The sequence below is a fragment of the Gordonia malaquae genome (genome assembly GCF_037148075.1).
Classification (GTDB): domain Bacteria; phylum Actinomycetota; class Actinomycetes; order Mycobacteriales; family Mycobacteriaceae; genus Gordonia; species Gordonia malaquae.
In genome coordinates, this window is the sequence record NZ_JBBCUB010000001.1 from 1 (window position 1) to 11,993 (window position 11,993).

11 protein-coding genes are annotated in these 11,993 nt (G+C 67.0%); 3 read left to right on the forward strand and 8 right to left on the reverse strand.

Features of this window, described 5'->3' with window-relative positions; genetic code table 11:
* Nucleotides 1-105 precede the first annotated feature (105 nt).
* From WFK36_RS00005 to WFK36_RS00035, 7 genes are all read right to left on the reverse strand, one after another.
* On the reverse strand, nucleotides 106-1,731 hold the full coding sequence (locus WFK36_RS00005) for a solute symporter family protein (protein WP_336788623.1): 1,626 nt from the start codon (nucleotides 1,729-1,731) through the stop codon (nucleotides 106-108).
* Complete coding sequence (locus WFK36_RS00010; protein WP_008379591.1) at nucleotides 1,728-2,093, reverse strand: DUF485 domain-containing protein; 366 nt, start codon at nucleotides 2,091-2,093, stop codon at nucleotides 1,728-1,730. The genes WFK36_RS00005 and WFK36_RS00010 overlap by 4 nt, the downstream gene beginning before the upstream one ends.
* 167 nt (nucleotides 2,094-2,260) lie before the next feature.
* Nucleotides 2,261-2,905, reverse strand: coding sequence for a hypothetical protein (locus WFK36_RS00015; RefSeq protein WP_336788627.1), 645 nt, complete (start codon nucleotides 2,903-2,905; stop codon nucleotides 2,261-2,263).
* A complete protein-coding gene (locus WFK36_RS00020) occupies nucleotides 2,905-4,584 on the reverse strand; it encodes a sodium/solute symporter (RefSeq protein ID WP_336788629.1) in 1,680 nt (559 codons plus the stop codon). Before WFK36_RS00020 ends, WFK36_RS00015 begins: the two co-directional genes overlap by 1 nt.
* Nucleotides 4,581-4,904, reverse strand: a complete 324-nt coding sequence (locus WFK36_RS00025; RefSeq protein ID WP_373278346.1) for a hypothetical protein — start codon at nucleotides 4,902-4,904, stop codon at nucleotides 4,581-4,583. Before WFK36_RS00025 ends, WFK36_RS00020 begins: the two co-directional genes overlap by 4 nt.
* Before the next feature lie 58 nt (nucleotides 4,905-4,962).
* A complete protein-coding gene (locus WFK36_RS00030; RefSeq protein ID WP_336788632.1) occupies nucleotides 4,963-5,748 on the reverse strand; it encodes a LytR/AlgR family response regulator transcription factor in 786 nt (261 codons plus the stop codon).
* Complete coding sequence (locus WFK36_RS00035) at nucleotides 5,745-6,983, reverse strand: sensor histidine kinase (protein ID WP_336788634.1); 1,239 nt, start codon at nucleotides 6,981-6,983, stop codon at nucleotides 5,745-5,747. Before WFK36_RS00035 ends, WFK36_RS00030 begins: the two co-directional genes overlap by 4 nt.
* A gap of 138 nt (nucleotides 6,984-7,121) precedes the next feature.
* Between WFK36_RS00035 and phoA the strand changes: the two genes are divergently transcribed.
* The gene (gene phoA / locus WFK36_RS00040; protein ID WP_336788636.1) at nucleotides 7,122-8,609 is read left to right on the forward strand and encodes an alkaline phosphatase; all 1,488 of its coding nucleotides are present in this window, start codon (nucleotides 7,122-7,124) and stop codon (nucleotides 8,607-8,609) included.
* 91 nt (nucleotides 8,610-8,700) lie between these two features.
* Here the strand turns inward: phoA and WFK36_RS00045 are convergent, their stop codons facing one another.
* Entirely contained in the window at nucleotides 8,701-8,973 is a 273-nt protein-coding gene (locus tag WFK36_RS00045; RefSeq protein ID WP_336788638.1) for an excalibur calcium-binding domain-containing protein, read from the reverse strand.
* Between the two features lie 241 nt (nucleotides 8,974-9,214).
* Here WFK36_RS00045 and groL point away from each other — a divergent pair, with 241 nt between their 5' ends.
* Both groL and WFK36_RS00055 read left to right on the forward strand, forming a co-directional pair.
* Complete coding sequence (gene groL / locus WFK36_RS00050) at nucleotides 9,215-10,840, forward strand: chaperonin GroEL (protein ID WP_008379580.1); 1,626 nt, start codon at nucleotides 9,215-9,217, stop codon at nucleotides 10,838-10,840.
* A 220-nt stretch (nucleotides 10,841-11,060) separates the two neighbouring features.
* Nucleotides 11,061-11,897 (forward strand): serine protein kinase RIO, encoded by an 837-nt coding sequence (locus WFK36_RS00055; protein WP_336788641.1) that lies wholly within the window; start codon nucleotides 11,061-11,063, stop codon nucleotides 11,895-11,897.
* The last annotated feature ends 96 nt before the right edge of the window (nucleotides 11,898-11,993 follow it).

An 11,993-nucleotide genomic window follows, 5' to 3' on the forward strand; every position in this document is an offset into this window, starting at 1 on the left:
ACCACCCACCCGCGCGCCCCCTACCCCGCCTCATAAGTGCTCTTGGGGGGTGTTGGGGTCCCTCCCGGCCCCCCCCAACGACACCCTAAGTGTCTGCGCAGGCGGTCAGTGGGCGACGGCGCCCTCGGCGCCGACTCCGGTGAGGGAGCGGACCTCCATCTCGGCGTTCTTCGCGGGCTGGCCGCGGTCCTTCGACGTCAGCGTGCCGACGATGCCGAGGATGAACGCGAGGGGGATCGACACGATGCCCGGGTTCTCAAGCGGGAACCAGTGGAAGTCGGATCCCTTGATCATCGACTTCGCGGTGCCGGAGACGGCGGGCGAGAACACGATGAGCACGATGCACGAGATCAGGCCGCCGTACATGCTCCACAGCGCGCCGCGAGTGTTGAAACGACGCCAGTACAGCGAGTACACGATAGTCGGGAGGTTGGCCGACGCCGCGACCGCGAACGCCAGGGCCACGAGGAACGCGATGTTCTGACCGTTCGCGAGAATGCCGAGGATGATGCTCAGGATGCCCAGTACCACAACGGTGATCCGCGAGACGCGCACCTGATCGGTCTCCGACGCCTGACCACGCTTGATGACCGACGCGTAGATGTCGTGTGCGAACGACGCCGACGCGGTGATCGCGAGACCGGCGACGACGGCCAGGATGGTCGCGAACGCGACGGCCGAGATGATGCCCATCAGGACGGTTCCGCCGAGTTCGAGCGCGAGCAGAGGTGCCGCGGCATTCTCGCCGCCCGCGGCGCCGAGGATCTTCTCCGGGCCGACGAGCGCAGCCGCGCCGTAGCCGAGGACCAGCGTGAACAGGTAGAACGCGCCGATGAGCGAGATCGCCCAGACCACCGAGCGTCGTGCTTCCTTCGCGGTGGGGACGGTGTAGAAGCGCATCAGGACGTGCGGCAGACCTGCCGTGCCGAGGACCAGCGCGAGGCCGAGCGAGAGGAAGTTGATCTTCGACACGGTGGAGCCGCCGTACTTGGCGCCGGGGGCGAGGACGTCACGCGTCGCGGTCTTCTCATTGCCTGTGATCATGTTCTGGGCCTCACCGAGGAGGCTCGACATGTTGAAGTCGAACTTGACCAAGACGATCGCGGTCATGATCGCAGCGCCCGCGATGAGCAGCACAGCCTTGATGATCTGCACCCAGGTGGTGCCCTTCATTCCGCCGACCAGCACGTACACGATCATCAGGACACCGACGACGGCGATGACGATGGACTGTCCCGTCTTGTCGTGAATGTTCAGCAGGAGTGCGACGAGGCCGCCCGCTCCGGCCATCTGCGCGAGCAGGTAGAACAGCGACACGACAAGAGTCGAGATCGCGGCGGCCATGCGGACTGGGCGTTCCTTGAGTCGGAAGCTGAGCACGTCGGCCATCGTGAATCGGCCCGTGTTGCGGAGAAGCTCGGCCACCAGCAGGAGCGCGACGAGCCACGCGACGAGGAATCCGATCGAGTACAGGAAGCCGTCGTAGCCGTAGACGGCGATGGCGCCCGCGATGCCGAGGAAGCTCGCCGCCGACAGGTAGTCGCCCGCGATGGCGACGCCGTTCTGGGGCCCGGAGAAGCCGCCGCCCGCGGTGAAGAACTCAGACGCGGAGGTGTTTTTGCGGCTGGCGCGGATCACCACGAACATCGTGACCGCGACGAACGCGATGAAGATCGAGATGTTGACCGCAGGATTGCCGACCGCCTCTGCGGCGGCGAGATGGGTGATCATCGGGTGGCCTCCGGAGTGTTGTAGCCGCCGTCGGCGAACTTCTGGCGGATCGCGTCCGCCTGCGGGTCGAGGTCGCGGTTCGCGAACCGCACGTACGCGAAGGTGATCGCGAACGTCGTCACGAACTGGAGCAGGCCGAGGATGAGGCCGACGTTGATGTTGCCCCACACCTTGGTGCCCATGAAGTCGGTGGCGAACGCGCCGAGCAGGACGTACACGGCATACCAGAGGAGGAAGAACGCCGACATCGGGAAGACGAAGCGCCGCAGTGAGCTGCGGAGCTTGTGGAACTCGGGGCTGGCCTCGGCTACGAGGAACTCGTCTGGTGACGGTTCGAGCCTGGCGGGAGGCTGGTCGGACACGATCACTCCTTCGCTGGGTTGACGGTGAATCGCATGCGATGAGCATGAACGAGACGACAGTCACATGGAGTGCGGGTTGTGATCTGATCGACCAGGCTGATCGATGGTGCGATGAACGGTCTCCCGTCGCCGATGAACGGTCGGCGACGGCGGCACTCGCCGTCGACTCAGAGCTGGACTGTGAGCATCGAAATGCCGCCCCCCGCGCCCGTCGGTAGTAGACGCATGCCGATGACGGCACCGTCGGACTCTGCGGACTGCTCCCACTCCCGATCGAGAGGCGTCGGAGGCACAAAGGTGATGCCGAGGTCGTGCGACCAGCTGCGGAGAGTGCCGACGGCAACGGCCCGCGGCTCCGAGCGGCGCATGATCGACATGAACTCGATGCGATCGGAGGTGTCGATATGGATGGAGATCTGCACATCGTGTGCCGTGAATGAGGAGCCGTCGGGGAAGGTGAGATCGATGTTGTCGGAGGTGAACTCGCGGATCGTGTTGGGACTGAGGTTCCGGGTGCCACCCAGCTCGGAGGCGTTGTCGGGACTGCGGAGGTCGACGACGAGGGTGTCCGGGTCCCGCCTGGGAGTCGCGTCGAGCAGGCCTGATGCGTCGAGAGTGACCATCGCGACTATGAGGACCAGGGTTCCGACGGGGACGCTTCCGATGAGGACACCGCCGATGATCGCAGTGGCCCGGGAGTGCTTGTCGCCGCGGGTGTTGTAGGCGACGACCAGCAGGATCAGGCCCAACGGAACGGTGACCACCAATAGCAGGATGAGGATGAGCACCAGCGCGGCGCCACCGGCACCCATCAGGGAGTCCTCTCCACGCCGAGGCCGAGGCGTTCGGGTACATGCATGGCTGCGAAGATCGCGGCGACCCGCGGGGGAATCGTCGCGCGTGTCATTCGGCTGACGCCGATCATCACCGCGAACGTCAACGGCACGGTGACGGCCGCGGGGTAGTCGACGACCACGCCGGGCCAGCCGGCGAGGAGGTCGCCCGTCCCGAGCGCCACCGCGGCGATCGAGGTGGCGCCGCCGACGACGAGTCCGGCGACGGCGCCGGTCGCGGTGAGCCCGCGCCACCAGATGCCCAACAGCAGCAGCGGGCAGAACGTGGCGGCCGACACCGCGAACACCAGGCCCACCGAACGGGACAGTTCGAGCGATCCCGCGCCGAGTGCGAGACCGATCGGGACCAGTCCGCCGATGACGGCGCTGATCCGGAAACTGCGCACCCCGGCGGGCAGCAGGTCGGTCGACATGACGCCTGCGATGGACACCAGCAGGCCCGACGACGTGGCGAGGAACGCGGCGATCGCCCCGGCCGCGACGAGCGCGCCGAACAGCGTCCCCCACACCCCGCCGAACGCGGCGTCGGGCAGGAGCAGGACGGCCGCGTCGGCGTCGCCCGTCGTCAGGATCTGCGGCGTCCAGATCCGGGCGAGCGCGCCGAGGACCGTCGGGAACAGGTAGAACACCGACAGCGCGGCGATCACGTTGAGCGCCGTCCGCCGGGCGGCGCGGCCGTCGGGGTTGGTGTAGAAGCGCACGAGCACGTGGGGGAGTCCGATCGCGCCGAGGAACGTCGCGACCATCAGCGACAGGACCTGGTAGAGCGGGTGGTCGCCGCCGAGGCCACCGCCGGACGCCGCCCACCCCTGCCCGGTCTGCGGAACCCCGGACACCACGGGCGTCTGCGCACCGGCGTCGAGCGTGATGGTGGAGCCCTCGTCGACGGTCGTCGTGCCTGCCGTGGCGGGCATGCCGTCGATCCGGACGCCCGACGGGTCGGTGATCTCGACGGAGACGGTCCGTCCCACGTCGACGGTGGTGGCGGTCTGGACGTGTGGAGGAAGCGGTTCGCCGAGATCGTGCGAGCCGGTGAGGAACAGTGCCGAGAGCGCGAGAGCCGGGACTGCGATCGCCGTCAGTTTGAGCCAGTAGGTCGCCGCCTGCGCGAACGTCACCGACCGCATACCGCCGCCGACGACGTTCACGATCACCAGCAGTCCGATGGTCACGACACCGATCCACGGGGGCAGGCCGAGGAGGATGTCGAGGGTGAGGCCCGCGCCCTGCAGCTGCGGGACCAGGTAGAGGACGCAGACACCGACCACCACCAGCATCGACACGCGGCGGGCCAGGGGAGAGGCGAGGCGGAACTCGGCGAAGTCGGGGACGGTGTACGCGCCGGACCGGCGCAGCGGCGCGGCGACGAACAGCAGGAGCGCGAGGTACCCGGCGGTGAACCCGATCGGGTACCAGAGGGCGTCGGCGCCGTATTTGGCGACGAGCCCGGCCACCCCGAGGAACGATGCAGCCGACAGGTATTCGCCTGCGATGGCCGCGGCGTTCCAGCCGGGTCCGATACCGCGGGAGGCGACGAGGAAGTCGGACGTCGAACGGGCGCCCCGTCCCGCGTAGGCGCCTGCGGCGAGGGTTCCCGCGGCCGCGGCGACGACTGCCGCGAGAGTCCAGCCGGTCACCGGTCGGCGCCCGGCTCGTCGGAGGTGAGGCGTTCGAAGTCGCGTTCGGCTTGTTCCGCGAGACGCAGATAGAGCCGTCCTGCGAGGTAGAGGACTGGATACGGTGCGACTCCGAGGATCAGCCAGTTGAGCCTGATTCCGAAGACGGTCGCCGTGGCGAACGGTTCGACAGTGGCGCCGAGGATGGGGATCGCGACGAACAGCAGGGTGACGGCGACCCCGAGACGCAGAGCGAGCGCGAGCTGCGCGCGGACCAGACCCCGCACCAGGTGTTCGCCGACGCCGCTCTGCTCGGCCACCTGGACGCGAGTGCGCACCATTCGTGCGCCGCGTCGCTGCGACAGGACAACACGTTCGCGGGGCGGGACGTCTGGCACGTCAGCCCCCGGTGTCGCCGCGGATCGTGCGCATCGGGTCGCGGACGAGACGGTCCTTCAGTTCGCGGACCTGGCGGCGGCTGACGGGCAGTTCGACGGCCGCAGACCGCCCGTTGGCCTGGACTCGGACCATCGTGGTGGCACCCGCCGACCGGAGTCCGACGACCATCGGCAGATTCACGAGGTAACTGCGATGCACGCGGGCGAACCCGGCAGGCTGCCAACGGGTTTCAAGTGTGGACAGGGTGACCCGCACGAGGTGCGCGCCGGTGTCGCTGTGCAGACGGGCGTAGTCGCCGACGGACTCCACCCACGAGATCGAGTCACGTCGCACCAGCGAGGTGACACCGCCCGACTCGACGGGGATCACATCGTCCGGCTCCGCGGCTTCAGGCTCCGACGGTTCGTCGTTGCGGGCGGTCACATGCGCGACGACGCGGTCGATCGCCTGGGCCAGGCGGGCGTCGCGCAACGGTTTCAAGACGTAGTCGAGGGCGCCGATGGCGAAAGCGTCGACAGCGCGGTCGTCGTGCGCGGTGACGAAGACGACGGGCGGGGGCGAGGCGTAGTTGGCGAGAACCCCGGCGAGCTCCATGCCGGACAACCCCGGCATGGAGATGTCGAGGAAGACGGCGTCGATGGTGTGGTCGGTGAGTTCCCGGAGCGCGCTCGTCGCGTCGGAAGCGATGATCACCTGGCCGACGGAGTCGTGCCGGTCGAGGAGGTAGGCGAGTTCGTCGAGGGCGGGGGCCTCGTCGTCGACGGCGAGGATTGTCAGTCCGGTCATCGGTGGTGGGCCTCTCTCCCGTCTGTCGCCGGGTCGGCTCGGATGCCGGACGCGAACTTCGGGATCCGCATGCTGACCTTGGTTCCTGCGCCGACGGCGGTGTCGACCACTAGACCGTAGTCGTTGCCGAACGCCGATCGGAGACGTTGGTCGACATTGGTGAGCCCGACGTGCGCGCCGTCGGACTCTTTCGGCCCCGCGGGGTTGAGGGCGTCGATCGCGCCGGTCCGCAGCAGCTCCGGATCCATCCCGACGCCGTCGTCCTCGATCGACAGCAGACAGTCGGGACCGGCGTTGCGCGCGATGATGCTGATGGTGCCGGCTTTCCTGCCCGCAAGGCCGTGGCGGACGGCGTTCTCCACGAGCGGCTGCAGGGCGAGGAAGGGCACGACGACACCGAGTACTTCGGGCGCCACCTGCAATTTCACGGTCAGGCCGGGTCCGAATCGTGCACGTTCGAGGGTCAGGTAGCGGTCGATGTTGCGGAGTTCGTCGGCGAGCGCCGTGTACTCGCCCGCCGCGCGGAACGAGTAGCGGGTGAAGTCGGCGAAGTCGAGGATCAGCTCGCGTGCCCGGTCGGGGTCGGTGCGGACGAACGATGCGATCGTGTTGAGGGCGTTGTAGATGAAGTGCGGGCTGATCTGTGCGCGGAGCGCGAGCACTTCGGCCCGGTCGAGGCGGGCCCGAGACGCGTCGAGTTCGGCGAGTTGCAATTGGCTGGCGGCATAGCGTGCCACCTCGGTGATCGCACCGATCCGGCCTGGTCCGGGTTCGTCCAACGACGCAACCACCAGCACGCCCGCACTGATGTCGTCGGTGAGCAGGGGCGCTGCCAGGAGGTGTCGGGCGAGAGCCGACGCTCCGCCGGGGCCGGGAGCCGCCAGCGGGCGCTGATCCTGCAGCGCGTCGGCTGCGAGTCTCGCCGACGACGCGATGACGGGCGACGTCCAGAGGTCGGCCTCGCCGTCGCTCGCGAGTAGCTCGGCGTCCGGACCGTACAGTGCGACGCCGTCGGCCGAGGTCAGCGCCAGCAGCGGGCCGACGGCCTCGGCTGCCGACTCTTCGGTGAGTCCGTCGCGCAGTGGTCGCGCCGCCAACGCGGCGGTCTGCAGGGTGTCGTAGACGGCGCGCTCGTGCGGGGTCACGACCACGCGTCGGGTCCGCAGTGCGATGACGATCAGCAACGCCGCCAACACGGTCCCCAAGATCACGATGGTGATCAGTTCGCCCGACATGGATCCGACGATAGCGAGGCCGAGGTCACTTCGTTCTGAGGCTGAGAAAGTACCGGCGACTCGGGCGATCACTGTCCGTATGTCATCTGTTCAACCGACCGGTTCCGTCAGTTCATATTCGACTGTTGCCATACGTCCATGGCTCAGAAACATGGCAAGAAGAGGGTGCGCGCCATCAGCGCACTCGGAGCGGTGGCCGTCCTCGGTGCGGCCGGCGTCCTCGGCGCCTGCTCGTCCGACGACGCGGTCGGCAACGACGGCGACAAGGTCGCGGGCGTCGACATCCAACGTGCGGCGACCGGCGACATCACGAAGAACGGCGGCGCACGTCGTCTGTCCGAGGATCAGACGCAGATGATCGCCGACTCGATTCAGAAGTCCGGTGCGAAGAACGTCATCCTCGTGATCGGGGACGGCACCGCGAACCAGGAGTACACGCTGGCGCGCGACTACGAGTACGGCGCGGCCGGACAGCTCCCCGGCATCGATCAGCTTCCGTTCAGCGGCGACTACACGACGTACTCGCTGAACAAGGACTCCCACAAGCCCTCCTATGTCACCGACTCGGCAGCGTCGGGTTCAGCGTGGTCGACCGGAACCAAGACGTACAACGGCGGCATCAGTGTCGACGTGAACGGCAAGGCGCAGCGCTCCATCCTCGAGATCGCGAAGGCCAACGGGCTCAAGACCGGCGACGTGACGACGACCGAACTGCAGGACGCCACCCCGGCCGTCCAGGTGTCGCACGTGTCGCAGCGCAAGTGCTACGGACCGAAGGCGACCCTGGAGAAGTGCCCGGAGAACGCCCTGGAGAACGGCGGCCTCGGCTCGATCACCGAGCAGCTGCTCGCCACCCGACCTGACGTCACCCTCGGCGGCGGTTGGGAGACCTTCAACGAGACCGCGACGGCAGGCGAGTACAAGGGCAAGACTCTCGACGTTCAGGCGAAGGAGCGCGGCTACCAGGTGGTGCGCAGTGCCGACGAGCTGGCCGGCGTCAAGGCGGCCGATCAGGACAAGCCGCTGCTCGGTGTCTTCGCCGACGGCAACCTGCCCCGCATGTGGTCCAAGGCCACGGCCGTCAAGGACGGCAACAAGCAGCCGGCGGTCAAGTGCTCGCCGAACGCAGAGTTCACGTCAGCAGTTCCGAAGCTCGGCGCGATGACGACCAAGGCGATCGATCTCCTCAAGGGCGACAAGGGATTCTTCCTGCAGGTCGAGTCGGGCTCGGTCGACAAGGCCAATCACGACGCCGACCCGTGCGGTCAGATCGGTGAGACCGTCCAGCTCGCCGACGCAGTGAAGGCCGCCCTCGACTTCGCGAAGGAGAGCAAGGACACGCTCGTCATCGTCACCGGCGACCACGCGCACTCCAGCCAGATCGCCGAGACCGACGCGGAGCTCCCGATGCCGGGTCTCACCCGCAATCTGACGACCAAGGACGGCGAGACCATCACCGTCAGTTACGGCACGTCGCTCGAAGCCGGCGAAGAGCAGCACACCGGTGGCCAGGTCCGCATCGCCGCGTACGGCCCGGGCGCCGTGAATGTCACCGGACTGAGCGACCAGACGGATCCGTTCTTCTACATCACCGACCAGCTCGGCTTGGACCGCGACAAGAAGTAGCCGGCCGCTGCGAAAAGTACACGCCACAGTGCGTACGTCGTCCTATATGGAGGCGTAAGCGCTGTGGCGTGCACATTTCGCACGGAGCGTTCTACTTCTTCTCGCAGGCGACGCCGTCCTTGTCCCGATCCAGGTGAGTGTTCTTCGAGTAGACGGTCCGATTGACGGCGTAACCACGGGCGGGCTTGCTCTTGCCCTTGACGAGGTCACGTCCGCCGGGGCGGGCGACACCGTGTCGGAAGTCTTTGTTGAGAGCAGCGCAGTTGGCGTAGCGCTTGGCCGGAGCAGCGTTTGCCTCGCCGTGCGGGACGACGGCGACGACGGTCAGCGCGATGGCTGCGGCTGTGCAGATTCGGGTGATCACCGCAGAACACTAGGCCGCGACTGCCTGCGTCGGTAAGTCCCAGAACTGGTACCCACAGGTCATCAGATCGACCTTGCACTCTCCATGGGCGAGTGCTAAAACGGAGATTGGCACTCGCGGCATGTGAGTGCCAGGTCGGAACGATGAGATCGGTTCACTAGACACCCCGATCGTCCGTCGCGGGCATCGAGTCCGGCACTACAGAACTTAGTGTCACCCCCCACCGGAGGATCACTTACCAATGGCAAAGCAGATTGCTTTCGACGAAGAGGCCCGTCGCGGACTCGAGCGCGGCCTGAACAGCCTCGCCGACGCCGTCAAGGTCACCCTCGGCCCCAAGGGTCGCAACGTCGTCCTGGAGAAGAAGTGGGGCGCCCCCACGATCACCAACGATGGTGTTTCCATCGCCAAGGAGATCGAGCTCGAGGACCCGTACGAGAAGATCGGCGCAGAGCTGGTCAAGGAAGTCGCCAAGAAGACTGACGACGTCGCAGGCGACGGCACCACCACCGCCACCGTGCTCGCACAGGCACTGGTCCGCGAAGGCCTGCGCAACGTCGCAGCCGGCGCGAACCCGATGGTCCTCAAGCGCGGCATCGAGAAGGCCGTCGAGGCCGTCACCGCCTCGCTGCTCGCTTCCGCCAAGGAGGTCGAGACCAAGGAGCAGATCGCTGCGACCGCAGGTATCTCGGCAGGCGACCAGAGCATCGGCGACCTGATCGCCGAGGCCATGGACAAGGTCGGCAACGAGGGTGTAATCACCGTCGAGGAGTCGAACACCTTCGGCCTGCAGCTCGAGCTCACCGAGGGCATGCGCTTCGACAAGGGCTACATCTCCGGCTACTTCGTCACCGACGCAGACCGCCAGGAAGCCGTTCTCGAAGACCCGTACATCCTGCTTGTCTCGGGCAAGATCGGCACCATCAAGGACCTGCTCCCGCTGCTGGAGAAGGTCATCCAGGCCGGCAAGCCGCTGCTGATCATCGCCGAGGACATCGAGGGCGAAGCTCTCTCGACCCTCGTCGTGAACAAGCTCAAGGGCACCTTCAAGTCCGTCGCCGTCAAGGCCCCGGGCTTCGGCGACCGCCGCAAGGCCATGCTCGCCGACATCGCCATCCTCACCGGTGGCGAGGTCATCAGCGAAGAGGTCGGCCTCTCGCTGGAGACCGCAGGCCTCGAACTGCTCGGCACCGCCCGCAAGGTCGTTGTCAGCAAGGACGAGACCACCATCGTCGACGGTGCAGGTGACGCAGAGGCCATCGCAGGCCGCGTTGCACAGATCCGCTCGGAGATCGAGAAGAGCGACAGCGACTACGACCGCGAGAAGCTGCAGGAGCGCCTGGCCAAGCTGGCCGGCGGCGTTGCAGTCATCAAGGCCGGCGCTGCGACCGAGGTGGAGCTCAAGGAGCGCAAGCACCGCATCGAAGACGCTGTGCGCAACGCCAAGGCTGCCGTCGAAGAGGGCATCGTCGCCGGTGGCGGCGCTGCACTGCTGCAGTCGGAGCCCGCAATCGAGGGACTCTCGCTGGACGGCGACGAGGCCACCGGTGCGAACATCGTCAAGGTCGCGCTGTCGGCTCCGGCCAAGCAGATCGCGATCAACGCAGGCCTCGAGCCCGGCGTCGTCGCCGACAAGGTTCGCAACTCGCCGGTCGGCACGGGCCTCAACGCCTCGACCAACGAGTACGAGGACCTGCTCGCTGCAGGCATCAACGACCCGGTGAAGGTCACCCGCTCGGCACTGCAGAACGCAGCGTCGATCGCGGCTCTGTTCCTCACCACCGAGGCCGTCATCGCCGACAAGCCCGAGAAGAACGCCATGCCGGCGATGCCGGGCGGCGACGAGATGGGCGGCATGGGCTTCTGATCTCCTGATCAGAAAGTTCACTGCAGAACTCACCGAAGGCCGGTCACCCGAAACGGGTGGCCGGCCTTCGGCGTTAATTCAGTTGCCCCGGGCCCTGCCGAGCGGCACTATCTCTGTGTCGGACGAGCAACACGGCTCGCTCCAAGGAAAGGAAGTGACATGCATATGACTGCCGTCGGCGTGACCTCGAACCGCCACATCACTTCTCCCTGGAGCCACCATGACTTCGCCCAACGAGGCGTCCACCGACGCTGACCTCTACACCTTCGACTACCGCCCGATCGACGATCCGGGCGACCACCAGCGGTTCACGCGGTACTGGGACGTCGAACCCCTGCAGCGCGGCCCGCAACCCGTCCCCGACTGGCTCGTGACCGATCGCGCCGCAGTCGAAACCGACCTCGGTGTCCTCAAGACAGGCAAAGAAGCCGACGTCCATCTCCTCGAACGCTCGGTTGCCGGATCGAGCTGTGTTGTCGCAGCCAAGCGGTACCGAGACGACGACCATCGCTCGTTCCGCCGCACCACGACCTACACCGAAGGGCGTCGCGTCCGGGACTCCCGCGTGACGCGGGCACTGGCGAAGAAGTCGTCATTCGGCCGCGAGGTCGCCGCGGGCCAGTGGGCGCAGGCCGAATGGGAATCGCTGCGACGCTGCTGGACGGCGGGTGTGCCGGTGCCGTATCCGGTGCAGATCGACGGCACCGAGATCCTGATGGAACTCGTCACCGTCGACGGGAATCCGGCGCCCCGGCTGGCCGCCGCACGCCCCGATCGAGATCGCCTCGAGCACTGGTTCGACCAGCTCAGGACCGCCATGACAGTCATGGCCGGAGAAGGTTTCGTCCACGGTGATCTGTCGCCGTACAACGTTCTCGCGGCCGCCGACCGGCTCGTGATCATCGACCTCCCTCAGATGATCGACCTCATCGCCAACCCGAACGGCTCCGAGTACCTGCTGCGCGACTGCGTCAACATGTGCGACTGGTTCGTCCGACGCGGTTTGAACGTCGACCCGCAGGAATTGTTCGGCGAGGTGATCGCCGCAGCCTGGTGACGCGACCCTCACTGACAAACGCGGCCTTCAGGAAGGCCGCGTTTGTCAACGAGGCGCCGGTTTGCGTCGCCGAAGGCAGCGTTTGTCAGGGAAGGT